Source organism: Saccharopolyspora sp. NPDC003752 (assembly GCF_053605825.1).
Genome location: NZ_JBSGJZ010000007.1, coordinates 145,771 through 169,657 on the forward strand (window position 1 = coordinate 145,771; position 23,887 = coordinate 169,657).

The 23,887-nt window shown below is 70.2% G+C and carries 26 protein-coding genes; 10 read left to right on the forward strand and 16 right to left on the reverse strand.

The annotated features are described in order from the left end of the window. Positions 1-24: 24 nt before the first annotated feature. The 4 genes from ACWEV3_RS11875 to ACWEV3_RS11890 are packed head-to-tail and all read left to right on the forward strand — an operon-like array spanning position 25 to position 2,572. The gene (locus tag ACWEV3_RS11875; protein WP_452613834.1) at positions 25-408 is read left to right on the forward strand and encodes a VOC family protein; all 384 of its coding nucleotides are present in this window, start codon (positions 25-27) and stop codon (positions 406-408) included. Between the two features lie 6 nt (positions 409-414). Further along, on the forward strand, positions 415-765 hold the full coding sequence (locus ACWEV3_RS11880; RefSeq protein ID WP_397527081.1) for an ArsR/SmtB family transcription factor: 351 nt from the start codon (positions 415-417) through the stop codon (positions 763-765). Next, complete coding sequence (locus ACWEV3_RS11885) at positions 762-1,763, forward strand: ATP-binding cassette domain-containing protein (RefSeq protein ID WP_452613835.1); 1,002 nt, start codon at positions 762-764, stop codon at positions 1,761-1,763. The genes ACWEV3_RS11880 and ACWEV3_RS11885 overlap by 4 nt, the downstream gene beginning before the upstream one ends. Further along, complete coding sequence (locus tag ACWEV3_RS11890; protein ID WP_452613836.1) at positions 1,760-2,572, forward strand: ABC transporter permease; 813 nt, start codon at positions 1,760-1,762, stop codon at positions 2,570-2,572. The genes ACWEV3_RS11885 and ACWEV3_RS11890 overlap by 4 nt, the downstream gene beginning before the upstream one ends. 105 nt (positions 2,573-2,677) lie before the next feature. Here the strand turns inward: ACWEV3_RS11890 and ACWEV3_RS11895 are convergent, their stop codons facing one another. Together ACWEV3_RS11895 and ACWEV3_RS11900 are read right to left on the reverse strand one after the other, a co-directional pair. Next, positions 2,678-3,121, reverse strand: coding sequence for an SRPBCC family protein (locus ACWEV3_RS11895; protein ID WP_452613837.1), 444 nt, complete (start codon positions 3,119-3,121; stop codon positions 2,678-2,680). Positions 3,122-3,190: 69 nt separating this feature from the next. After that, complete coding sequence (locus ACWEV3_RS11900; protein WP_452613838.1) at positions 3,191-3,472, reverse strand: nuclear transport factor 2 family protein; 282 nt, start codon at positions 3,470-3,472, stop codon at positions 3,191-3,193. 173 nt (positions 3,473-3,645) lie between these two features. Between ACWEV3_RS11900 and ACWEV3_RS11905 the strand changes: the two genes are divergently transcribed. Further along, the gene (locus tag ACWEV3_RS11905; RefSeq protein WP_452613839.1) at positions 3,646-4,344 is read left to right on the forward strand and encodes an SDR family oxidoreductase; all 699 of its coding nucleotides are present in this window, start codon (positions 3,646-3,648) and stop codon (positions 4,342-4,344) included. Positions 4,345-4,413: 69 nt separating this feature from the next. Here ACWEV3_RS11905 and pafA read toward each other — a convergent pair whose 3' ends face one another. From pafA to dop, 5 genes are all read right to left on the reverse strand, one after another. After that, a complete protein-coding gene (pafA, locus tag ACWEV3_RS11910) occupies positions 4,414-5,772 on the reverse strand; it encodes a Pup--protein ligase (RefSeq protein ID WP_452613840.1) in 1,359 nt (452 codons plus the stop codon). A 313-nt stretch (positions 5,773-6,085) separates the two neighbouring features. Beyond that, complete coding sequence (gene prcA / locus ACWEV3_RS11915) at positions 6,086-6,841, reverse strand: proteasome subunit alpha (protein ID WP_452613841.1); 756 nt, start codon at positions 6,839-6,841, stop codon at positions 6,086-6,088. Positions 6,842-6,914: 73 nt separating this feature from the next. Beyond that, the gene (gene prcB, locus ACWEV3_RS11920) at positions 6,915-7,748 is read right to left on the reverse strand and encodes a proteasome subunit beta (RefSeq protein WP_452613842.1); all 834 of its coding nucleotides are present in this window, start codon (positions 7,746-7,748) and stop codon (positions 6,915-6,917) included. A 129-nt stretch (positions 7,749-7,877) separates the two neighbouring features. Beyond that, a complete protein-coding gene (locus ACWEV3_RS11925; protein WP_010310552.1) occupies positions 7,878-8,069 on the reverse strand; it encodes a ubiquitin-like protein Pup in 192 nt (63 codons plus the stop codon). A 407-nt stretch (positions 8,070-8,476) separates the two neighbouring features. After that, positions 8,477-9,976 carry a depupylase/deamidase Dop gene (gene dop / locus ACWEV3_RS11930; protein ID WP_452613843.1) on the reverse strand — a complete coding sequence of 500 codons (1,500 nt, stop codon included), beginning with the start codon at positions 9,974-9,976 and terminating at the stop codon, positions 8,477-8,479. 117 nt (positions 9,977-10,093) lie between these two features. On the opposite strand from dop, the gene ACWEV3_RS11935 reads away from it, so the two are divergent. After that, the gene (locus tag ACWEV3_RS11935) at positions 10,094-10,603 is read left to right on the forward strand and encodes an NUDIX hydrolase (RefSeq protein WP_452613844.1); all 510 of its coding nucleotides are present in this window, start codon (positions 10,094-10,096) and stop codon (positions 10,601-10,603) included. Between the two features lie 63 nt (positions 10,604-10,666). Here ACWEV3_RS11935 and ACWEV3_RS11940 read toward each other — a convergent pair whose 3' ends face one another. Both ACWEV3_RS11940 and arc read right to left on the reverse strand, forming a co-directional pair. Continuing rightward, complete coding sequence (locus ACWEV3_RS11940; RefSeq protein WP_452613845.1) at positions 10,667-11,617, reverse strand: aldo/keto reductase; 951 nt, start codon at positions 11,615-11,617, stop codon at positions 10,667-10,669. 80 nt (positions 11,618-11,697) lie between these two features. After that, a complete protein-coding gene (arc, locus tag ACWEV3_RS11945) occupies positions 11,698-13,488 on the reverse strand; it encodes a proteasome ATPase (RefSeq protein ID WP_358571066.1) in 1,791 nt (596 codons plus the stop codon). A gap of 506 nt (positions 13,489-13,994) precedes the next feature. Between arc and ACWEV3_RS11950 the strand changes: the two genes are divergently transcribed. Beyond that, entirely contained in the window at positions 13,995-14,645 is a 651-nt protein-coding gene (locus ACWEV3_RS11950) for an Rv0361 family membrane protein (RefSeq protein ID WP_452613846.1), read from the forward strand. Positions 14,646-14,682: 37 nt separating this feature from the next. Beyond that, positions 14,683-15,435, forward strand: coding sequence for a hypothetical protein (locus tag ACWEV3_RS11955; RefSeq protein ID WP_452613847.1), 753 nt, complete (start codon positions 14,683-14,685; stop codon positions 15,433-15,435). A 55-nt stretch (positions 15,436-15,490) separates the two neighbouring features. On the opposite strand, the gene ACWEV3_RS11960 is transcribed toward ACWEV3_RS11955, so the two are convergent. Continuing rightward, entirely contained in the window at positions 15,491-16,324 is an 834-nt protein-coding gene (locus ACWEV3_RS11960) for a tRNA (adenine-N1)-methyltransferase (RefSeq protein ID WP_358571057.1), read from the reverse strand. 151 nt (positions 16,325-16,475) lie between these two features. Then, positions 16,476-17,615: a site-2 protease family protein gene (locus tag ACWEV3_RS11965; protein ID WP_452613848.1), complete on the reverse strand. Its 1,140-nt coding sequence runs from the start codon at positions 17,613-17,615 to the stop codon at positions 16,476-16,478. An 89-nt stretch (positions 17,616-17,704) separates the two neighbouring features. Here ACWEV3_RS11965 and ACWEV3_RS11970 point away from each other — a divergent pair, with 89 nt between their 5' ends. After that, a complete protein-coding gene (locus ACWEV3_RS11970; RefSeq protein WP_452613849.1) occupies positions 17,705-18,592 on the forward strand; it encodes a RecB family exonuclease in 888 nt (295 codons plus the stop codon). Positions 18,593-18,771: 179 nt separating this feature from the next. On the opposite strand, the gene ACWEV3_RS11975 is transcribed toward ACWEV3_RS11970, so the two are convergent. From ACWEV3_RS11975 to ACWEV3_RS11995, 5 genes are all read right to left on the reverse strand, one after another. Next, positions 18,772-19,617, reverse strand: coding sequence for a VOC family protein (locus ACWEV3_RS11975; RefSeq protein WP_452613850.1), 846 nt, complete (start codon positions 19,615-19,617; stop codon positions 18,772-18,774). 202 nt (positions 19,618-19,819) lie between these two features. Further along, positions 19,820-20,668: an ATP phosphoribosyltransferase gene (gene hisG, locus ACWEV3_RS11980; protein ID WP_132480505.1), complete on the reverse strand. Its 849-nt coding sequence runs from the start codon at positions 20,666-20,668 to the stop codon at positions 19,820-19,822. 36 nt (positions 20,669-20,704) lie between these two features. Then, positions 20,705-20,968, reverse strand: a complete 264-nt coding sequence (locus ACWEV3_RS11985; RefSeq protein WP_093260198.1) for a phosphoribosyl-ATP diphosphatase — start codon at positions 20,966-20,968, stop codon at positions 20,705-20,707. Positions 20,969-21,059: 91 nt separating this feature from the next. Beyond that, positions 21,060-22,028, reverse strand: a complete 969-nt coding sequence (locus ACWEV3_RS11990; RefSeq protein WP_452613851.1) for a homoserine dehydrogenase — start codon at positions 22,026-22,028, stop codon at positions 21,060-21,062. Next, complete coding sequence (locus ACWEV3_RS11995) at positions 22,028-22,732, reverse strand: HAD family hydrolase (RefSeq protein ID WP_452613852.1); 705 nt, start codon at positions 22,730-22,732, stop codon at positions 22,028-22,030. Before ACWEV3_RS11995 ends, ACWEV3_RS11990 begins: the two co-directional genes overlap by 1 nt. A gap of 260 nt (positions 22,733-22,992) precedes the next feature. Here ACWEV3_RS11995 and ACWEV3_RS12000 point away from each other — a divergent pair, with 260 nt between their 5' ends. Continuing rightward, entirely contained in the window at positions 22,993-23,886 is an 894-nt protein-coding gene (locus ACWEV3_RS12000; RefSeq protein ID WP_452613853.1) for an esterase/lipase family protein, read from the forward strand. The last annotated feature ends 1 nt before the right edge of the window (position 23,887 follow it).

Sequence of the window (23,887 nt, forward strand, 5' to 3'; positions counted from 1 at the left end):
AATCTCCTACCTATTATGGGGCGCATGAACCTGACACACCTCAAGCGCGTATCCATCCCCGTCTCCGACCAGGACAAGGCGAAGGCGTTCTACTCCGAGACGCTCGGCTTCAACGTGCTGCTCGACCTGCCGACGCCGATGGGCGAGAACTCCAGGTGGATCGAGGTCGCCCCGGACGGGGCCGCCACCAGCCTGGTCCTGGCCAACTGGCTGCCCAACATGACCCCGGGCGGCGTGGGCGGCCTGATGGTCGAAACCACCGACCTCGCCGCCGACGTCGCGGCGATCAGCTCGGCGGGCGTCGAGGTCGAAGGCCCCTTCGACACGCCGTTCGGCAAGCAGGCCACGTTCGCCGACCCCGACGGCAACGGCTACGTGCTGGTCCAGCACGGCGAAGAGCAGGGCTGACGAACCATGGCGAACACGGCGGACGAGGTGTTCGCCGCGCTGGCCAACCCGACGCGCCGAGAGCTGCTGGGGCGGCTCCTCGCCACGCAGGGCGAGCCGGTGCAGCGACTGGCCGCGCACTTCGACATGACCCGGCCCAGCGTGTCGGAACACCTCAAGGTGCTGCGGGACGCTGGGCTGGTCACCGCGGAACGCGCCGGCCGGCAGCACATCTACCGGTTGGCCGACGACGCGCTGCGCCCCGTCCAGGACTGGCTGGAGCCGTACGAGCGCTTCTGGCGGGACAAGCTCAAGAGCATGTCCGACCTCCTGGACGCCGAAGCGGCAGCCGACGACCCCGAAGGGAACGGCGGATGACGCCCACCATCGAAAGCGCCGGCCTGACGAAGAAGTTCGGCTCCACGACCGCGCTCGATGGCCTCGATCTGGTCGCCGAGCCGGGACGGGTGGTCGCGCTGCTCGGCCCGAACGGCGCGGGCAAGACCACCTTCGTGCGATTGGTCGCCACGCTCCTGCGGCCCGATTCCGGCACCCTGCGCATCGCCGGTTTCGACGTCGTGGCCCAGCCGCAGAAGGTGCGCCAGGTGATCGGCCTGGCCGGGCAGTACGCCGCGGTCGAGGAAGTCCTGACCGGGCGGGAGAACCTGGAAATGGTCGCCCGCCTCTTCGGTCAGAGCCGCCGGGACGCGCGCGCGAGCAGCGCCGCCGTGCTCGAACAGCTCGGGCTCGTCGATCACGCCGACCGCCGCGTGAAGGACTACTCCGGCGGTCTGCGCCGGCGATTGGACCTGGGTGCCAGCCTGGTCGCGGCGCCCAGGGTGCTGCTGCTGGACGAGCCCACGACCGGGCTCGACCCGCGGAGCCGGGTCGAGCTGTGGGCCATCATCCGGCGGCTGGTCCAGCAGGGCACCGACGTGCTGCTGACCACCCAGTACCTCAACGAGGCCGACGAACTCGCCGACGAGATCGCGGTCGTCGACCACGGGCGGGTCATCGCGTCGGGCAGTCCGCGCGAGCTGAAGGACAGGTTCGGCCAGAGCGTCATCGAGGTCCATCTCGCCGACGACGGCGCGCTCGATCAGGTCGGCCGCCTGCTGGCCGCGCTGGGCACCTCCGCACCGCACGTGGATGCGGCCGACCGCTTCGTCTCGGTCCAGGTGAACGACGGCGCGCTGCAACTGCGCGAGACCGTTCAACTGCTGACCCAGCACGACATCCCTGCCGAGGAGATCTCGCTGCGCCGCCCCAGTCTGGACGAGATCTTCCTCGCGCTGACCGGCTCTCCGTCCGTTGTGGATGGAGACGACCCCGAGCGTTCGTCGGCCGCTGCGGGGCCGGGAAAGGAAGCAACGTGACCGCGCCAGCCGTCACCGCCTCGGCCAACGGATCCGGTTTCCTCGCCGCCACGGGAGAGATCACCAGGCGCAGCGTGCTGAAGTACCTGCGCACGTCGCAGGTGCTCTTCGTCAGCGTCGTGCAAGGCGTCGCGTTCATGCTCATCTTCCGGTACGCCTTCGGCGGTGCGATCTCCAGCGGCACCATGAGCTACATCGACTACCTGGTGCCGGGCGTGGTCACAGTCGGCGTGCTGTTCAGCGGCGGGGTATCCGCCGTCGGTGTCGCGGAGGACAGTGCGAGCGGGTTCTTCGACCGGCTGCGGTCCATGCCGATGCCGCACGCCACCATCCTGATCGGACGCGTGCTCGCCGACACCGCGCTCGTGGCGTGGTGCCTGGTCGTGTGCGTGGTGGTCGCCGTCGCCATCGGCTTCCGGGTGCACACCGACGCCGGATCCGCACTCCTCGCGCTGCTGCTGATCGTGCTGTTCGGCATGGCGTTCGTGTGGGTGTTCGTCGCACTCGGCCTGCTGTCCTCGGGCAATCCGCAGGCCGCGCAGGGGCTGGGTTTCCTGGTGCTGCCGCTCAGCTTCGCCTCCAGCGCCTTCGTGCCGGTCAACACCATGCCCGGCTGGCTGCAGGTGATCGCCGACCACCAACCGGTCACGGTCGTGATCAACGCCGTCCGCACCCTGACCCAGGGAAGCCCGGCCGAAGCGCTGCTGGCACACGAAACCGGCTACTACGTATGGGTTTCCCTGCTGTGGATCGCCGGAATCAGCGCAGTGTTCGGAGCCCTCGCGATCAGCCGGCTCCGGAGCCGCTGACGCCACCCGGGCGGGCGGCCGCGGGTTCCGCTGCGGTCGAGCGACCGCTGGTGCGCAGGTGGAGTCGGCCCGCGCCACCGTAGTCCGCAAGACGCGCGAACGGGATCACACGTTGGTGCTCTCGACCAGTTCGCCGAGCTTGCGGAGGACGCCGACCCAGCCGCCGCCGAGCAGTTTCCTGGACAGCTGCTGGACCGAATCGTGCTCGTCGAAACCGTCGTGTTCGAGGAACACCCGGGTACCGCGCCCCTCCGGCTCCAGGCGCCAGGTGACGGTCGACCTGAGCTGGTTCTCGCCATGGTCGTCCCAGCTGATCCGCAGCATCCGCTCGACCTCGTAGTCGAGGACCTTGCAGTACACCGTGCCGCTGAACCTGGTGGCCGGAATCGGCTTGCCGCGCAGGGTGAACGGCCTCCCGATCTCCAGCCGGAAGTCGTTCGGCATGAGCCATTGGGCCAGCTTCTGCGGGTCGGTCAGCACCCGCCACACCCGGCTCGGCGGATGGGCGATGAACTGGTCGAGCAGGATCGTCCTCGGGCTGTTCGTCACGTCGCGGATCCGTCCCGTTGTGGCTGCAGGGGCGCCGGAAGCGCAGTTTAGCCGAGCCGATCACGCCGATCACGCGCTCGCACATGCCATCGGGATCGCCCGATTCGACCTCGCCACGCTCGCCGCACCACCGGCCTGCGAGGTCTTCGAACGCCACGGCGTGGCGGTGCCGACCGGCATTACCGCATTGCACACCGCGCCGCCCGGCATTTCCGGTCCGCTGCCCGGGATGCCGAAGCGGCCGTGGTGGACCATTTCGGGCGACCAGACCCGGAGCACCTCCTCCTGGTCGCCCCGGTTCATCGCGGCGACGAACCGGCGGAACATCCGCTCGTTGTCCGCTTCGACCATCGGGCACCTCCGTGCGGTGGAACCGGCGACGTGGGAGAACTCGTGCTCGACGATATGGCGACGCGGTGGCGGCGTTCTTCTCGCGCCTTGCCCGATCGACCCGAGGATTGATTTCGCTCGACACTGAAGCCTTCGCAGACATGAAAGTTGTTCACCGAGCGTAGGGTGACGGCATGTCAGACCCCGTCATGCTGATCACCGGAGCGTCGCGCGGCATCGGCGCGGCCACCGCCCGCGCCGCCGCGGCGGCCGGCTACCGCCTCGCCCTGCTCGCCCGCTCTGCGGACTCCCTGGCCCCGCTGGTCGACGAGCTGGGCGACGACGTGCTCGCCCTGCCCTGCGACATCACCGACTGGCCCGCGCTCTCCGCCGCCGTGCGGAGCGTCGAGGACCACTTCGGGCGCCTGGACGCGGCGTTCGGCAACGCCGGGCTGAGCTTGGAGACGTCGTTCCTGGGCAACGGCGGTGCGGACCCCGAGCAGTGGCGCGACATGGTCCTGACGAACGTCTACGGTGCCGCCATCACCGCCCGCGCGGCGCTACCGGCGCTCACCCGCACGAGCGGCCACCTGCTGCTGACCGGCTCGAACGCCGGCCGCGGCATCCGCCCCGGGAACCTCTACTCCGCGACCAAGTGGGCGGTCACGGGCCTGGCGCAGAACATCCGCGCCGAATGCGTGGGCACCGGCGTCCGGGTCACCCTCGTCCAGCCGGGCATGGTCGAGACCGAGATGACGGCGTCCGTCCAGGACGTCCCGAAGCTCCGCGCGGAGGACATCGCCAACGCCGTCCTCTACGCCCTGCGCCAGCCCCCTGGCGTCGATGTCAACGAAGTGGTCATCCGCCCGGTCGGCCAAGACCCGAACCGCTGAGCCGCGCCGCAGAAGAGGCGCCCCGCACCGAGCTGCTCGGTGCGGGGCGCCTTCGTCCGGAAGCGCGGGTCACAGCGAACTGATCAAGCGCTCCACCCGCTCGTCGACCGCCCGGAACGGGTCCTTGCACAGGACGGTCCGCTGCGCCTGGTCGTTGAGCTTCAGGTGCACCCAGTCCACCGTGAAGTCCCGGCCCGCGGCCTGCGCGGCGGCGATGAAGTCACCGCGCAGCTTCGCCCGCGTGCTCTGCGGCGGCGTGTCCTTGGCCGCCTCGATCTCGCCGTCCTCGGTCGCCCGGTCCACCAGGTCCTTGCGCTGCAGCATGTCGAACAGCCCGCGACCCTGGCGGATGTCGTGGTAGGCGAGGTCGAGCTGCGCGATGCGCGGGCTGGACAGCTCCAGACCGTGCTTGTTGCGGTACCGCTCCAGCAGCCGGTGCTTGATCGCCCAGTCGATCTCCCGGTCGATCAGCGAGAAGTCCTGCTGCTCGATCGCGTCCAGCGCCCGGCCCCACAGCTCCAGGATCCGCTCGGTCATCGGGTCCGAACCGCGCCGTGCCACGTGGTCGACCGCCCGGCCGTAGTACTCCCGCTGGATGTCCAGCGCGGACGCCTCCCGGCCGCCGGCCAGCCGCACCGTGCGCCGGCCGGTGAGGTCGTGGCTGATCTCCCGGATCGCGCGGATCGGGTTGTCCAGGCTGAAGTCCCGGAACTGCACGCCCTGCTCGACCATCTCCAGCACCAGGTTCGCCGAGCCGACCTTGAGCAGCGTGGTCACCTCGGACATGTTGGAGTCGCCGACGATGACGTGCAGCCGCCGGTACCGCTCGGCGTCGGCGTGCGGCTCGTCGCGGGTGTTGATGATCGGCCGCGAGCGGGTCGTCGCGCTGGAGACGCCCTCCCAGATGTGCTCGGCGCGCTGCGACAGGCAGTACACGGCGCCGCGCGGGGTCTGCAGCACCTTCCCGGCGCCGCAGATGAGCTGGCGGGTCACCAGGAACGGCAGCAGCACGTCAGCGATCCGGGAGAACTCCCCGGACCGGCCGACCAGGTAGTTCTCGTGGCAGCCGTAGGAGTTGCCCGCCGAGTCGGTGTTGTTCTTGAACAGGAAGATGTCCCCGCCGATGCCCTCGTCGGACAACCGGCGTTCGGCGTCGATGAGCAGGTCCTCCAGGATCCGCTCGCCCGCCTTGTCGTGGGTGACGAGCTGGACGAGGTCGTCGCATTCCGCCGTGGCGTACTCCGGATGCGAGCCCACGTCGAGGTAGAGCCGGGCCCCGTTGCGGAGGAAGACGTTCGACGACCTTCCCCACGACACGACCCGCCGGAACAGGTACCTGGCCACCTCGTCCGGGGACAGTCGCCGCTGCCCGTGGAACGTGCAGGTGACCCCGAACTCGGTTTCGATGCCGAAGATCCGCCGCTGCATGCTTCCACACTAGGCGCAAACAGGGCTTCTCGGCGGTCCGCCGTTCGGGCACCGGTAGTGCGTTTCTCACGCGGGACCGGTTGCACCGCGTCATCACGCCCACCGGCCGGCCCGGCGTAGCTCGGCGCGCGGTCGCCGCCAGGCCGACCCGCATCGCACCAGAGGTGCTCAACGGCACCAGGAACCACAGCATCTTGTGGCCACCAAGCGAATCCGGGCCAGGCACGAGCGGCTGGCGGCCGTCCGGGGAGCCAGGACAGCGGTGGAGGGCACCTCCTCGCCGGAAGATGCCCTCCACCCGTGGCCCAGGGGACTACTCGTCCTTCTTGGTCTCGTCCTCGGAATCGCCGTCGGCGGATTCCGCTTCGGACTCCGGCTCCTTCGCGGGGAGCAGCGCCGTCAGCGCCGCGCCCTGGATGCGGCGGAAGGTGCGGTGCGGCCGGGCGCGGTCGAGCACCGCCACCTCGAGCTGGCCCATGCCCAGCTCCCGGGTGCTGTCCCCGCCCGAGGACAGCGCCTCGACCGCGAGCTTCGTCGCGTCGGCCAGTTCCAGACCGTCGCTGAACGAATCCTTCAGCGTGCTCGCGATCGCCTCGGCCTGGCCGCCCATCACGACGTACTGCGGCTCGTCCACGATGGACCCGTCGTAGGTCAGCCGGTACAGCTGGTCCGTCTCGGCGGTGAAACCGACCTCCGCCACGCAGATCTCCACCTCGAACGGCTTGATCTGCTCGGTGAAGATCGAGCCGAGGTGCTGGGCGTAGGTGTTGGCCAGCGACCGGCCGGTGACGTCGCGGCGGTCGTAGGAATACCCGCGGACGTCGGCGATGCGCACGCCGGCGACCCGCAGCGCCTCGAACTCGCTGTAGCGGCCGACCGCCGCGAATCCGATGCGGTCATAGATCTCGGAGACCTTGTGCAGCGTCGGAGACGGGTTCTCGGCGACGAACAGCACGCCACCCGCGTACTTCAGCACCACCACGCTGCGGCCCCGCGCGATGCCCTTGCGGGCCAGCTCGGAACGCTCCCGCATCAACTGCTCGGGAGAGGTGTAGAACGGCATCGTCACGGCTGTGCACTCCTGGTTCGAATCTGCTCGCTCGGGCAGGCGTGATCGGGCCCGGCGGCACCGGGCCGCGGCGTCAGCCGCCGGGGTTCTCCAACCGGCCGTTGATCACCTCGGTGGCGACCTCGGCCGTCCGCTCCTCGGGCACCCGCACGGCACCGTCCGCGGCGGTGATGGTGATGACCGACGGGTAGATGCGCCGGGACACGTCGGGACCGCCGGTGGCGGAGTCGTCGTCCGCCGCGTCGTAGAGGGCCTCGATGGCCGTGCGCACGGCGGTGTCGGCGTCGGCGTCGGCGTCGTAGCGCTTCTTCAGCGCCGATTTCGCGAACAGCGAACCCGAACCGACCGCGTGGTAGCCGCTGACCTCGTCGTACCGGCCGCCGACGACGTCGTAGGAGACGATCCGGCCGGCCCGCTCGGGGTCGTCGGCGTCGAGGTCGTACCCGGCGAACAGCGGCACCACCGCGAGGCCCTGCATCGCGGCCTGGAGGTTGCCGCGCAGCATGTTGGCCAGCCGGTTCGCCTTGCCGTCCAACGAGAGCGGGACGCCTTCGAGCTTCTCGTAGTGCTCCAGCTCCACCGCGTACAGCTTGACGAGCTCCTGCGCGACCCCGGCGGTCCCCGCGATGCCGACGGCCGAGTAGGCGTCGGTGACGAACAGCTTCTCCATGTCCCGCTGGGCGATCAGGTTGCCCATGGTGGCTCGGCGGTCACCGGCCAGCAGGACGCCGCCGCGAAAGGTCACCGCGACGATCGTGGTGCCGTGCGGGGCCTGCACGGTGCCTTCCGGCACCTTGCGGCCGCCGGGCAGCAGTTCGGGCGCGGTCGCGCGGAGGAAGTCGGTGAACGAGTAAGACCCCGGCGTGAGGTAGGCGGCGGGCAGGGCCTGGCCCGAGCTCGGATCCATCAGCGACATCGTCTCCCGATCGAAGGGCTTTCGACTTCAACAGCACTTTAGTCATGATCCGGCGCGCAGCCGACAACGCCGGGCCGGAGTTTCCCGGCCCGGCGTCGACGTCACGACCGGGCCCGCGGGCTACTGGCCGCCCTTCTGCACGTAGGCGCGGACGAAGTCCTCGGCGTTCTCCTCCAGGACGTCGTCGATCTCGTCCAGGATGGCGTCGACGTCCTCGCCGAGCTTTTCGCGACGTTCCTGACCGGCGGCCTCCGGACCCTGCTCTTCGTCGCCTTCGCCGCCGCCGTGCCGCTGAACCTTTTCCTGGGACATCTTGCCTCCCGGTGCTCGCCTTGCGGATGTTCTCCCGGCAGTGGGGACACCCTGCTGTGAACACTACCCATCCGACACCCGTTCGCCCACGTCCAGCCGGGCGTCATTTCGATCATCCACACCGGGCTGACGTGCACGAAACGTGTTCACCGGCCGGTTCGCGTTCGGGACACCAACGCGAACCCGTGCTGAGCCGTCAGGCAAGCGGCGCCAGCCGCTTTTCGCCACGCACGCAAATGGACCACCCGCGGGTTCTCAGACTGTGCCCACCCCGTAAGGGGCTCTCTGCGAGGACCTGCCCCGATGCCGCGTATTGGTCATACACAAGTCGGGGATCCCGCAGTCGAGACGGCGTCTGAGGTTCCGCTGGGTGACCGCCTACGCAAAACAACCCCGCACCCTCTCTGTCAGCCCTTCGTCAGCGAGTCGACCAGTTCTTCGGCGCTGGCCGCCGCCTCCAAGAGGGCGCCCACGTGGGCCTTGGTGCCGCGCAGCGGTTCCAACGTCGGGATGCGCACCAGGGATTCCCGGCCCAGGTCGAAGATGACCGAATCCCAGGACGCCGCGGCCACCTCCGACGGGTAGCGCTCCAGGCACCGACCGCGGAAGTAGGCGCGGGTGTCCTCCGGCGGCGTGGCCACCGCATCCCGCACCTCCTCCTCGCTGACCAGGCGCTTCATCGAGCCGCGCGCGACCAGCCGGTTGTACAGGCCCTTGTCCAGGCGGACGTCGGAGTACTGCAGGTCGACCATGTGCAGCCGCGGCGACGCCCAGCCCAGGCCGTCGCGCGCCCGGTAGCTCTCCATGAGCCGGAGCTTGGCGGGCCAGTCCAGCCGGTCGGCGCAGTCCATCGGGTCGCCGCCGAGCAGGTCCAGCACCTCGCCCCAGGTGTCCAGCACGTCGCGGGCGGGGCGCTCGGCGCCGTGCTCGTCGAGGTGCCGGGCGGCGCGCTCGTGGTAGGCGCGCTGCAGGTCCAGGCCGGTGAACCGGCGCCCGTCGGTGAGCTCGACGGTCTGCTTGAGGGTCGGGTCGTGGCTGATCAGGTGCACCGCCTGCACCGGGTCGGCCAGCTTCAGGTCGTCGAAGCGCTGCCCGGACTCGATCATGTCCAGCACCAGGGCGGTGGCGCCGAGCTTGAGGTAGGTGGAGGTCTCCGCGAGGTTGGCGTCGCCGATGATGACGTGCAGCCGCCGGTACTTGTCGGCGTCGGCGTGCGGCTCGTCGCGGGTGTTGATGATGCCGCGCTTGAGCGTCGTTTCGAGGCCGACCTCGACCTCGATGTAGTCGGAGCGCTGGGAGAGCTGGAAGCCGGCCTTCTCCCCCGCCTGGCCGATGCCGACGCGCCCCGAACCGCAGATCACCTGGCGGGACGCGAAGAACGGGGTCAGGCCGCCGATCACCGAGGTGAACGGTGTGCTGCGGGACATCAGGTAGTTCTCGTGGGTGCCGTAGCTGGCGCCCTTGCCGTCGACGTTGTTCTTGTACAGCTGGATCGGCGCGCTGCCGGGCACGCTGGCGGCCCGGATCGCCGCCTCCTCCATGACGCGCTCACCGGCCTTGTCCCAGATGACCGCGTCGCGCGGGTTGGTCACCTCGGGCGCCGAGTACTCGGGGTGCGCGTGGTCGACGTACAGCCGCGCGCCGTTGGTCAGGATGACGTTGGCCGCGCCGAGGTCGTCGCCGTCCGATCCGTTGGTCTGCTGCGCCGCTGTGCTGAGGTCGAAACCGCGGGCGTCGCGCAACGGCGACTCGACCTCGTAGTCCCAGCGCGCGCGCCGCGCCCGCGGGATGTCGGCCGCCGCCGCGTAGGCCAGCACGATGTGCGTGGAGGTCAGCACCGGGTTGGCGCCGGAATCGCCCGGCACGACGATGCCGTACTCCACCTCGGTTCCCATGATCCGCCGCATACCTCGCAGCGTACGGGGTCTCACCGACCAAGCGGAGTGCTGCGCGCCACAGGGATCCGAGTCGACCCGATTCGGCGCAACGCGTGTGCCTCGAAGGGAGGGTGCGACGATTGGGCCATGAGCGCGGGCGAGGAATCGGTGGCGGTGTACGACGCGGCCGGGCGTGTCGTGGGCAGCGCGACGCGGCGGCGGATGCGCGCGGAGGGCCTCTGGCACGCGGTCGGCGAGGTGCTCGTGCTGTCGCCGGACCGCGGCGAGGTCTACGTGCACCGCCGCACCGACACCAAGGACATCTACCCCGGCATGCACGACTGCTGGGCCGGCGGTGTGGTCGCCGCCGGGGAGGCCCCGGAAGTCACCGCCAAGCGCGAACTGGCCGAGGAACTCGGCGTGCACGAGGCGCCGATCCGGCCCCTGTTCCAGACCGTGCACGAACTGGGCAGCGTGCGGTTCCACGCGTTCCTCTACGAGGCGCTGTGGGACGGCCCGATCGTCCACCAGCCGGAAGAGGTCGCCGAGGGCTGGTGGATGCCCCTGGGCGAGCTCCGCGAGCGCCTGAACGACCCCGAGTGGCCGTTCGTGCCCGACGGCCGCCAGTTCGCCGAGGAGTGGTTCACCCGGCCGTGACCGGAGGTCCGCAGTTTCCATTGAAATCGAACCTTCGATTTCAATGGAAATTGCGGACGGGGCTCAGTGCCAGGGGAGTTCGGCGCGTTCGCCCCAGTAGGTCGCGGCGTCGCGGGCCAGCCGGCTCAGCGCGTCGAGGTCCTGGTCGGTGAGCTCCACCCGGCAGGCCGTCAGGTTCGACTCCAGCTGCTCGACGCTCGCAGCGCCGACGAGCACCACGTCGGCCCAGGGCTGGCGCAGGACGTGCGCGAGCGCGATGGCATCGGTGCCCACCCCGTGCCGGTCGGCGACCCTGGTGAGCTCCGCGGGTGGATCCACCGCGAGCCGCCCGTTCGCCAGGGTTTCCTTCACCAGCACTCGCCAGCCGCCGGTGTGCGCCTCGGCCAGGAAGCGGCTCGCGGACGGCTCCAGGGTGTTCCAAGTGGACTGCACGGCGCTGAACAGCTGCCGCCCGCCCACCTCGATCTCCCAGGCGCGCTCGATGGTCTCGCCCTGCGCCGCGCCGCTGGTGGAGAAGCCCAGCTGCACCCCGGCGTCCCGGATCCGCGCCAGCTCGTGCTGCAGCGCCAGGTCGTCGAACAGCGGGCTGCTGGTGGTCAGCGAATGCACCTGGTAGAGGTCGATGCGGTCGCCGAGCAGCGTCCGGGTCTCGGCCCACTGGGTGCGCAGGCGTTCCACCGAGTGCTCCTTGACCTCGTGCACCTCGGTCTCGATGCGCCACTGCGCGACGTAGGCGTATCCCCACTTGCTGGACACCGCGACGTCCTGGTGGCCGCGTTCCCGCAGCCAGTCCGCGAGGAACTGCTCGGCGCTGCCGTAGGAGCGGGCCGTGTCCACCCAGCGGATCCCGTTGGCGTACGCGGCGTCCAGCACGGTCCGGGTGCGTTCCCGCATCGCCTGCGCGGTGCGCTGCACGGGCAGCACGGCGGTGCGACCGACGTTGATGTACGCGGGCCTGCCGAGCGCGGCGAGGCCGAGTCCTAGGCGCTGCACCGATCGTTGCGCTGGGAGCATGCCTGGAACCTAACCTCTGTCGGCCTGCGGCACAGCTCGGGGCCGCCACCCCCGCGGGGATGGCGGCCCCGAGCTCGGCCTTACAGGTACTGGCCCGTGTTCGTGGCCGTGTCGATCGCTCGGCCGGATTCCTGGCTCTTCCCGCTGACCAGGGTGCGGATGTAGACGATCCGCTCGCCCTTCTTGCCGGAGATGCGGGCCCAGTCGTCCGGGTTGGTGGTGTTGGGCAGGTCCTCGTTCTCGGCGAACTCGTCGACGATGGCGTCCTGCAGGTGCTGCACGCGCAGGCCCGGCTGGCGGGTCTCCAGCACCGACTTGATGGCCGCCTTCTTCGCCCGGTCCACGATGTTCTGGATCATCGCGCCCGAGTTGAAGTCCTTGAAGTACAGGACTTCCTTGTCGCCGTTGGCGTAGGTGACCTCCAGGAACCGGTTCTCCTCGGTCTCGGCGTACATCCGCTCGACCGTGGTCTGGATCATCGCCTCCACGCACGCGCCCTTGTCGCCGCCGAACTCCTTGAGGTCTTCCTCGTGGATCGGCAGTTCCTTGGTCAGGTACTTGGAGAAGATGTCCTTCGCCGACTCCGCGTCCGGACGCTCGATCTTGATCTTCACGTCCAGCCGCCCCGGCCGCAGGATCGCCGGGTCGATCATGTCCTCGCGGTTGGAGGCGCCGATGACGATGACGTTCTCCAGCCCTTCGACACCGTCGATCTCGCTGAGCAGCTGCGGCACGATGGTCGTCTCCACGTCGGAGGAGACGCCGCTGCCGCGGGTCCGGAAGATCGAGTCCATCTCGTCGAAGAACACGATCACCGGGGTGCCCTCGGAGGCCTTCTCCCGCGCCCGCTGGAAGATCAGCCGGATGTGCCGCTCGGTTTCGCCGACGAACTTGTTGAGGAGTTCGGGGCCCTTGATGTTCAGGAAGAAGGACTTGGCGTGGCCGTCGTCGTCGCCGCGCGCGGCGGCGACCTGCTTCGCCAGCGAGTTGGCGACGGCCTTGGCGATCAGCGTCTTGCCGCAGCCCGGCGGGCCGTACAGCAACACGCCCTTCGGCGGCCGCAGCTGGTACTCGATGTAGAGGTCGGAGTGCAGGAACGGCAGCTCCACCGCGTCCCGGATCTGCTCGATCTGGCCGGCCAGCCCACCGATGTCCTGGTACCCGACGTCGGGCACCTCCTCCAGCACGAGGTCTTCGACCTCGGCCTTCGGCACCACGTCGTAGGCGTAGCCCGCCTTGCTGTCGATCAGCACCGAGTCGCCGGCCTTCAGCCCGGACGCGGCCAGCGGTTCGGTGACCCACACGACGCGTTCCTCGTCGGTGTGGCCCAGCACCAGCGCCCGGGGGCTCTCCCCGGCACCGCTGGACAGGAGCTCCCGGAAGGTGCAGACCTCACCGGTTCGCTCGAACGCACCAGCCTCCACCACAGTCAGGGCCTCGTTGAGGCGCACCGACTGGCCCAGTCTCAGTTCCTCCGTCTCGACGTTGGGTGACACCGCCACCCGCATCTTGCGACCAGACGTGAACACGTCGACCGTGCTGTCCTCGTAGCCGTGCAGGAAGACCCCGTAACCGCTGGGGGGCTGCGCGAGGCGGTCGACTTCTTCGCGCAGCGCCATCAGCTGGCCCCGCGCTTCCTTCAGGGTCTCGGTGAGTTTGGCGTTCCGTTCGGTGAGCTGGCTCACTCTCTCGGATGCCTCGGCCAGCCGCTTTTCCAGCAACCGGGCCTGTTGGGGAGACTCGTTGAGCCTGCGGCGCAGCAGTGCAACCTCGTCTTCCAGGAGACGAATCTGGCTGCGGAGTTCTGCGGAGCCACCGCTGTACTGCTCGCCGCCCTCCTCAGGCCGGCTGCCGGGACGGTCGTGCTGCATGTCGGCACCCTCCTCCCGTGCTCGTACCACCACGGTACCGGCGATCACCGACGACGGCGGCGTCGTTGATGCCCGCCGGATCGCCCAGCGTGCCACAAAAATCCGCGAATACCCATGAGGCGGGCCAGGTTGGCGCCAGCGGGTCGCGTTTCGGCCGGGCGGGGCGGACACGTTGCGTTGACGATCATGGTCCGTTCGATACGTTCCCGATCGGACGACGCGGCCCCACGAGCACCGGTTTTCCGTTGCGCCACGCGGATCGGGAGCGGTCCGCGGGCATCCGGGTTAACCGATCCGGCAACCGGGTGGCGTTGCGGCCACCCGGCTGCGAGCGCATCCGGCACTTCTCCCATCATTTGGAACAACTGCCCCTGAGCGCCACTCCAGCCCGACGAATTCCCCATGACGATTGGGTGCCGAAAAGTCCACTCCGTGCACCACGCGTCGCGGGCTCTGATCTACTTACGGCCGCCGAAAGCAGCAACGCACCACTCCGGGGAGGAGCCATGACCTATCCGCCGCAGCAGCCTGGACAGGGCGGGTGGGGCCAGCAACCCGCGGGCCACGGGTTCCCTCAGCAGGGTCCGCCGGAAACCCCGCAGCAGCAGCCCGCCTGGTACGGCAACCAGCACACCGGCTGGGGCCAGCAGGGCCCGGACCAGCAGCAGCAGGCGCCCATGGCCCCCCAGTGGGGCAGCGAGTTCGGCCCCGGCTCCTGGATCCAGGAGCCCAACGGCTTCGCCGACGTCGAGCCGCCGCAGCGGAAGAAGTCGAAGCTGCCGCTGATCCTCGGCCTGGTCGGGGCGCTGGTCGTCCTGGCAGGGGCCGGCGTCGGGGTGTTCTTCTGGCTGAACAGCGGGCCCGGCGAGGCCCGGCCGGTCGCGCAGGAGGTCGTCCAGAAGGTCAACGCCGGCGACTTCAACGGCGTGAGCAGCCTGTTCTGCGACTCCAACAAGACCGAGCTGAGCAAGGCGATGAGCCAGCTCCGCCAGTGGAAGTTCAACGTCAAGCTCGGCGAGGTGACCGAGCGTGGCGACCAGGCCACCGCAAAGTTGACCGGAACCTACGAGGCCGACGGATCGTCCACACCGGTGGACCAGACGATGGGCCTGATCGTGGAGGACGGCACCTGGAAGGTCTGCCAGCTCGACCAGTGAGCCCGCATCAAGTGCATGTGAGCAAGGGGGAGGACCCATGACGTACCCACCGCAGCAGCCGCCCGGGCAGGGCGGCTGGGGGCAGCAGCCCGGCGGCCAGTACCCGCCCAGCGGTGGCCAGCCGCAGCAAGGCTTCGGCGGCCAGCCGGGCGGCGCCTACCCGCCCAGCGGCGGCCAGCCCCAGCAGGGCGGCGCGTACCCGCAGAGCGGCCCGCAGCCGCAGCAGGGCTTCGGCCAGCAGCCCCCGTACCCGCCGCAGGGCGGCGGCTTCGGCCAGCCCGGCTTCGACGCGCCGAAGAAGAAGTCCCCGCTGCCGTGGATCCTGGGCGGCGTCGGCGGCCTCCTCGTGATCGGCCTGGTGATCACCCTGGTGATCGTCTTCACCGGCGGCCCCGGCGACCCCCGCAAGGTCGCCCAGCAGGGCATCGACGCGATCAACCAGAAGGACTTCGCCAGCCTGCAGCCGCTCTCCTGCAAGAAGGAGCAGGAGAAGTTCCAGGAGATGCTGGACACCTTCGAGGGCAAGAGCTCCGAGTTCCAGGACCTCAAGGAGTTCGGCGTCACCGACGCCGACATCCAGAAGCTGATCGACGGCATGAAGATCGAGATGAAGCTGGGCGAGGTCAAGGACAACGGCGACAACACCGCCACGGCCAAGGTCTCCGGCAACATCAGCATCACCGCCGACGTCGAGATCATGGGCCAGAACGTGGCCGACCTGATGCCCGACCAGCAGATCGACGAGGACATGAAGATGATCGTCGAAGACGGTTCCTGGAAGTTCTGCTGATCGAACCCCGATCACGTGAGAAGGCCCGCCCCGGTCCGGGGCGGGCCTTTCGCGTTCAGCCCTTGCTGGGGCGGCGCTGGACCCGGGGCGGGGTCACGCCGTCCGCCAGGCGGCGGGTCGTCAGGAGGAACGCCGTGTGCGCCACCATCCGATGGTCCGGGCGGACCGCCATGCCCACCACGTGCCACGGGCGCAGCAGCGTTTCCCAGGATTGGGGTTCCGTCCAGTTCTGCTGCTCGCGGATCGCCTCCGTGATCCGGGACAGCTGGGTCGTCGTGGCCACGTAGACGACCAGGACGCCGCCGGGCAGCAGCTTCTCGTGGACCTTGTCCAGGACGTCCCAGGGCGCGAGCATGTCGAGCACCACCCGGTCGACCGGATCGCCGTCGTACTCCTGGACGTCGCCCAGCTGCAGCGTCCAGTTGTCCGGCTTGTCGCCGAAGAAGCGCCGCACGTTGCGCTCCGCGTGCTCCGCGTGGTCCTCGCGCACCTCGAACGACGTCACGCTGCCCTCGGGACCGACCGCGCGCAGCAGGGAGCAGCTCAGCGCGCCCGATCCGGCACCGGCCTCCAGCACCCGCGCGCCCGGGCGGATGTCGCCCCACATGAGGATCTGCGCCGCGTCCTTCGGGTAGATGACCTGGGCGCCGCGCGGCATCGACAGCACGTAGTCGGCCAGCAGCGGCCGCAGCGCCAGGAACGACGTGCCGCCCGCCGAGGTCACCACCGAGCCCTCCGGCTTGCCGATCAGGTCGTCGTGCGCGAGGGCACCGCGGTGCGTGTGGTACTCCCCTCCCTGCTCCAGGACGACCGTGTACTTCCGGCCCTTCGGGTCGGTCAACTGGACCCGGTCGCCGGGCTGGAACTCACCGCTGACGGTGCTGCTCAACTGCTGCCTACCTTCTCCACGCTGGTACAGCGCACCATCGTCGCAGAGCGCCCGGAGAAGGCTCGGGTCGGCGTCCGCCACCCCATTGCCGCTGCGCAGGTCCCGTGAGCGTTTTGGGGCGCTATGACACCCCAAAACGCTCACGGGCGGCTCACTCGCGACGGGAGCGCAGCGCGTTGCGGAGGTCCTCGCGGCGCAGCACGCCGCTGGGCCTGCCCTCGCTGTCGACCACGAGGAACTGCCAGGCCAGCACCGACTGCACCCGCTCCAGGATCGCGTCCGGGGTCTCGCTGTCGAGCAGGATCGTGTCCGGGTCGACCGGTTCGGCCGCGCGCTCGGCCGGTTCGTTCGGCGCGTGGGTGGCCAGGCGCTCCGCCGCGGTCTGGTCGAGCAGGCCGACCGCGATGCCGTCGGCCCGCACCAGCACCACTCCCCGCCCCGCCGCCGCCAGCAGCGCATCGCCCACCGGGCTCTCCGCCGGGAGCTGCAGGACCGGGCGCACCAGGTCCCCCAGCGCCAGGCCCGCGGGCCAGCGCTTGCGCTGCTCGGCCGCGTGCTCCGCGCTCGCACCGGCCACCACGAACCACGCCATCAGCACGCACACGCCCAGCCGCAGCCACTGGTCCTGGGCGTTGTTGAGCAGGCCGACCAGCGCCCAGCCGATCAGGACCGCCGCCACCACTCCCGCGCCGATCACGCCCGCCGTGGTGCCCGTGGCGCGCTTGCCGGTGAGCCGCCAGGTCAGCGCCCGCAGCATCCGGCCGCCGTCCAGCGGCAGGCCCGGCAGCAGGTTGAACACCGCCACCGCGAGGTTCGCCACGCAGGTCTGCGCGACCAGCAGCCAGATCGCGCCGCCGGGCACCAGCGCGAACCAGCCGATGCCGGTCGCCAGCGCCAGCGCCATCGACACCGCGGGCCCGGCCGCCGCGATCAGGCCCTCCTGGGTGGGTTTCGGCGGCGTCCGGGAGATCTCCGACAGGCCGCCGAGCAGGAACAGGCGAACGCGCCGCACCGGCAGCCCCAGGCGCAGCGCGACGATGCAGTGCCCGAGCTCGTGCAGCAGCACCGAAACCGCCAGCAGCACGGTGAACACCGCCGCCAGCAGCGCGCTCTCCCAGATCCCCGCGCCCGGCAGTATCCGGCCCACCAGCGGCGTGTAGAGCAGCACGATCAGCGCCGCCCCGAGCCACCACGACGGCGACAGCAGCACCGGCACCCCGGCGATGCGGCACAGCAGCAGGCCGCCGTCGTTCAACTTGGGCCGGGTGGGCGGGGACGCGGTCGACGGCATGCACGCAGGGTAGTGCCCCGTCCGTGAGGCAGTCGTGATCCGTGCAGGGGGTGATCGCGTGTCGGTCGGCTCGATTAGGGTCTCGGGCCATGGCGGAACCTGCGCAGGCGACAGGCGGGACACTCCAGGACGGCAGGCCCAGGCGGCCGGCGCTGTCCCCGTCCCGCGCGAGCGATTTCAAGCAGTGCCCGCTGCTCTACCGGTTCCGCGCCGTGGACCGGCTGCCGGAAACGCCCAGCAAGGCGCAGGTGCGCGGCACCGTGGTGCATTCAGTGCTGGAGCGCCTGTTCGAACTGCCGACGGCCGAGCGCGACCAGGCGCAGGCGCGGGCGCTGCTGCAGCCGGCCTGGGACGGGCTGCTCGCGCAGCAACCCGAGCTCGGCGAGCTGTTCGACGGTCCCGACGATCCCGAACTGGCGGGCTGGCTGGAGTCAGCGAACGCGCTGCTGGACGCCTACTTCGAGCTGGAGGACCCGCGCCGGCTGGAGCCGGAGGCCTGCGAGCTGCGGGTGGAGACCGAGCTCGACTCCGGGGTGCTGCTGCGCGGGTTCATCGACCGCGTCGACGTGGCCCCGACCGGCGAGATCCGGCTGGTCGACTACAAGACCGGTGCCGCGCCGCGGGAGATCGGCGAGGCCAAGGCGATGTTCCAGATGAAGTTCTACGCCCTGGTGCTGTGGCGCACCCGCGGCGAGATCCCCCGCCAGCTGCTGCTGATGTACCTGGCCAGCAAGCAGCGCCTGGCCTACACGCCGGACGAGACGGAGCTGCGCCGCTTCGAGCGCACCCTGGAGGCGATCTGGCAGGCGATCCTGCGGGCGGGCAAGACGGGTGACTTCCGGCCGAACCCCAGCCGCCTGTGCGACTACTGCGACCACAAGCCGCTGTGCCCGGCCTTCGGCGGCACCCCGCCGCCCTACCCGGGCTGGCCGGAACCCGACCCGGGCCCAGAATCCGTCCTCGACCGCACCGACTGACCCGTCGCCCGGGGGATCCCAGTTTCAATTGAAACTGGGATCCCCCGGCGTGTTGGGACCCGACACGCCAGAGGTTGTGGACAACTCACGCAATTTCAATGGAAATCGAAGGTCCGATTTCCATTGAAATTGCGGCACCCCGGACGGCGGCCGGGCCCTCGGACCGGGCCCTCGGGCGGTCAGTCCTCGTAGGGGTCGTAGTTGGCGGCGGTGCCGAAGTCGCCGGCCTGGGTCGGGTCGATGACCGCGAAGCGGGCGCCGCTGGGATCCCGGAGGACCGCGACCCGGCCGATGCTGGAGTCGTACGGATCAACCCGCACGCGGCCGCCGAGGCCGATCGCGCGGCGGACCAGCTCGTCGGTGCCGACCTCCGCGTCGACGCCGAGGTAGAGCAGCCAGTGCGGCTTGGTCGACTCCGTGATGAAGTCGCGGATCATGCTGACCCGGGCGCACACCGACTCGTCCCCGAGGTACCAGACGGAGTAGTCCGAGCGGTGCTCGGTGCCGAACTGCTCGGCGCTGTAGCCGAAGAGCTCCTGGAAGAAGGTGTCCGCGGTCTGCGCCTTGATGGTGACCAGCTCGGCCCACATCAGGGTGCCCGGCAGCCCGACGTCGAACTGCCAGGACTCCTCGGGTTCCAGCAGCCCGAACTCGGCCCCGGCCGGCCCGACCAGCACCGTCTTGGCGCCCAGCCCGGGCACCTCGTTGCGCGGCACGGTCACCGTCGCGCCCAGCGCCACGGCCCGCTCCGCGAAGGCCTCGCAGTCCGCGGTGGCCAGGTAGAGCCGCCAGCTCGACTGGTCACCGGAGGCGGCCCGCAGGCTCGCCACCGGGAAACCCTCGCGCATGGCGATCACGTGTTCGCCGGAGACCGGATCGCGATGGGTTTCGTACGTCCAGTCGAACAGCCCGGAGTAGAACTCCTGAGCCCGCTCGAGATCCGTGGTGATCAGCTCTATCCAGCAGGGCATCCCTTCGTAGAGCTCCCACCGCGGCGGGGTAGTTCCCGGTACCACGACGGCCATTTCCTCACCCCCACCGGCTCGTTCAAGATCGTCTCGGATTCCATTATCCGCAATCGGCACGGCCGACTCGGGGCACTCGGATCACAATCCGGTGGAGCAATCGGACATACGGGACGAGGGACGCGGCGTTCACCGGAGCACCAGCCGAAAACGCCACGCCCACCCGGCGCGGACCGGGTGGGCGTGGCGTTCGGACCAGGCTTCAGAGGCGGCAGGCCCTGATGTCGGAGGACAGGATGGCCTTGGCGCCGACCGCGGCGAGGCGGTCCATGATCGCCGGGGCGTCCTTGCGAGAGACCATCGCGCGCACCGCCACCCAGCGGTCGTCGGCCAGCGGCGACATGGTCGGCGACTCCAGGCCCGGCGTCACCTTGGTGGCGTCGTCGAGCAGATCGCGCGGGCAGTTGTAGTCCAGCATCACGTACTGCTGGGCGAACACCACGCCCTGCAGGCGGGCGATGAGCTGGTTCTTGGCCTGCTCGTCGTCCGAACCGCGGCGCTCGATCACCACCGCCTCGGAGTTGCAGATCGGCTCGCCGAAGGCGACCAGGCCGTGCTGGCGCAGCGTGCGGCCGGAGCCGACCACGTCGGCGATGGCGTCGGCGACGCCGAGCTGGATGGAGATCTCCACCGCGCCGTCGAGCCGGATGACGTCGGCCGTCACGCCGTGCTGCGCGAGGTCGTCGGTGACCAGCCTCGGGTAGGACGTGGCGATCCGCTTGTCCTGCAGGTCCGCGACGGCCCAGTCGTGCTGGCCCGCCGGGGCGGCGTAGCGGAACGTGGAGCCGCCGAAGCCGAGCGCGAGCCGCTCCTCGACCGGGGCGCCGGAATCGCGGGCCAGGTCGCGGCCGGTGAGCCCGAGGTCGAGCTCGCCGGAGCCGACGTAGATCGCGATGTCCTTGGGGCGCAGGAAGAAGAACTCGACGTCGTTGGTGGTGTCCAGGACGGTGAGGTCCCGCTGCTCATGGCGCTGCCGGTACCCGGCTTCCGCGAGCATCTCGGATGCGGGACCGGCGAGGGTGCCCTTGTTGGGCACAGCCACACGCAGCATGGGACCAATTCTCCTCGGTTCATTCCTGGGATGGGTTCACAGGTAGCGGTAGACGTCCTCAAGGGACAGTCCGCGCCCCAGCATGATGACCTGCAGCCGGTACAGCAGCTGCGAGATCTCCTCGGCGAGCTGTTCGTCCGATTCGTGCTCGGCGGCGATCCACACCTCGCCGGCCTCTTCGAGGACCTTCTTGCCCTGGGCATGCGTCCCGGCGTCGAGCGCGGCCACCGTCGCCGAGCCCTCCGGACGGGTCCGGGCTCGTTCCTGCAGTTCGGCGAACAACTCGTCGAAGGTCTTCACAGTCCACGATCCTTGCATCCCGGGCCGCCGAACCAGAAGGCGGACCCGCTCGTTTGCGGGTTTCATCACGGCGCGTCACCCGCCGGACACCTCAGTGGAACCCGGTGGTCGCCTCCAGCACCGCCCCGAGCGTGTCCTTGACCATGGCCAGCGCGGCGCCCCGCGGGCTCGACCGGCCACCGGAGACGGCGACCGTCCCGGCTTCGCCGCAGTCGTAGCTGATCGCCTTCTCCGGCCCCAGCAGTGCGCCGAAGGTGCTCCCCGCGGGTTCGGCGCGCAGCTCGACGCGCACCAGCCCAGGCTCCTCGCGCTGCGCGCCGGCGACCTGCCGGAGCCGGTGGCCTTCCGGCACCGGCGGCAGCGGTTCGCGGATCGGCTCCGCCGCGACCGCGACGTCCGCCGGGTCCCAGCCCCACAGCAGGCCGGTGATCAGCCGGAGCTTGGTCGCGGCGTCCTTGCCGGAGAGGTCGGCGGTGGGGTCGGCCTCGGCGATGCCGCGCCGCTGGGCCTCGACGACCGCGCCGGCCAGGCCGTGACCTGCGGCGATCCGGTCGAGGACGAAGGTCGCGGTGCCGTTCGGGCAGCCCTGCACGGCGCGGACGTCGAAGCCGCGCAGCACCGAGCGGGCCAGGTCACCGGCAGGCATCGCGGCGCCGGTCGCCCCGGAGATCCGCACCGACCGCCCGGCCAGGCGCGCGGCCTCGTCGAGCTTCCGCCAATGCGTGAGCAGGTGCGACTTCGTCGCGGTCACGACGTGCGCGCCGTGCTGCAACGCCTGCAGGGCGTCCAGCGCGGGCTGGTCGCTGCCGTCCGAAGGCACGGCCTGCGCCAGCACCCGGGCGCCGGCGAGCAGGTCGGCGATCTCACCGGCGGGATCCCACTGCCCGCGGGACGGCACGGCGCCATCGACCCGGACCTGCGATTGCCTGCCGCGGACGGCGACGACGTGCAGGTCGGCGCCGTAGGTGTCGCGCCAGCGCGCGCGGTGCCGCCGGACCAGCTCGACGTACTCCCGCCCCACCGGCCCGTACCCGGCCAGGACGATCGGCACGTCGATCATCACGCCGCCCGGGCGAACAGCTCACCGAGGGCGGCGAAGTCCACGTCCGCCAGCGAGTCGCGCAGGACCCGGTGCGGGCCGGGCTGCAGCGGCACCTCGCAGGGGATGGCGATCACCAGGCAGCCGGCGGCCTCGGCCGCGGCCACCCCGGTCGGGGAGTCCTCGATCGCGACGCACCGCGCCGGGTCGACGCCGAGCAGCCGCGCGGCCTTCAGGTACGGCTCCGGCTCGGGCTTGTTCTTGCCGTCCACCTCGTCGCCGCAGACCGTCACGTCGAACGAGTCCCGGCCGAGGGTCTCCAGCGCCAGCTCCGTCAGGGAGCGGATCGTGGAGGTCACCAGCGCGGTGGGGATGCCCAGCTCGCGGGCCTCGCGCAGCGCCTCCTGCGCGCCCGGCCGCCACGGCAGGCCCAGCTCGAACAGCTCCTCCATGCGGGCCGCGACCCACTTCGCCGCCGCGTCGACCTCCGCAGTGCCGACTTCTTCCGGCACGCCCGCGATCCCGACATCGGCCAGCAGCATTCGCATGCTGCGGGTCATGTTGGAGCCGACCATCGCCTCCCGGGTCGCGTCGGTGAGCGCGCCGCCGAGATGCCGTGCGTAGTCGTCCAGCGCGATGGTCCACAGCTTCTCGGAGTCGACGAGCGTGCCGTCCATGTCGAACAGGACTGCGGCGGGCGAGTTCTGACCGGCGTCGCGGGTCACTCGGGGATCTCCGTTCCGGGAAGAGGTGTGGACCATGACCTCCACCAGTACAGCACCCGAGGTCCGGCCTCCCCCAGCGAAAGTGTCCAATCCCTCGTCGCCCCGCCCCACCGGCCACGATCGGAGCAATCGACGCGCGGCCCGGGCCCGGTCGGCGCAACGCGCAGACCCGAACGAGCGACGCGTGATCGTTCGGGCGGAAGGCGAGATCGGCTTCACCTACCTTGGAAGACCGCATTCCCGTTGGGAGGAGGACGCGCATGGTGTTCAGCAGGACGGGCCGGGCCGCGGCGGCGTTGCTCGCGGTCGCGATGCTCGCGCTCGGCGGAACGGCTGCTGCGCAACCGGAAAACCCGGAAACCTCGGCGGCGGGGAACAATCCGGTCTACTTCGTGCACGGCTACAACCCGGGCAGCGACGCGAACTGCAAGACCATCTGGGGCGATGCCGTCGACTACTTCGAGAAGCGCGGCTGGCCCGGCGGGCAGCTGAAGACCGTCGGCTACTACAAGGGCGACACCGGCTGCGACGTCTCGATCAGCGACGACAACACCACCGGCACGCGGATCAAGCACGTGGCCGCCGACTTCGCCAACTACATCTACGAGCACCACACGAAGAAGGGCGAATCGGTCGACATCGTGGCGCACTCGATGGGCGGGCTGGTCACCCGCGTCGCGCTGCTGGGTTCGGCCAAGGGCTGGTCGGGTTTCCCGAAGGGGCCGCTGAAGGTCGGCGACGTCGTCACGCTCGGCACCCCGCACCGGGGCGTGCGCAACCCGGACGCCTCGGACACCACGCAGTGGAAGTCGATGGACCCGGACTCGGAGTTCATGCGCGTCCTGCACGCGCCGGAGAACCGCCTGAGCCAGTCCTGGGCGGCCGGGACGGACTGGACGTTCGCGGGCGCCAACGAGGACGAAACGGTCAGCGGCACGTCCGCGATCGACAAGGGCTACCACGCCGACCACAAGTTCCGGTACCTCAACGGGAACAGCCCGAAGGTGACGCACTCCGGCATCCGCGAGATCGCCGGCGGCAAGCACAACCTCCGCTACTGGCATTCCGGCGAAGGCGTCCCGCACGACACCGGAAACGGCTGGGCCCCGGTCAAGACCGCCTACGAAGCGGTGAACCAGAACGGCAAGTGGTAGC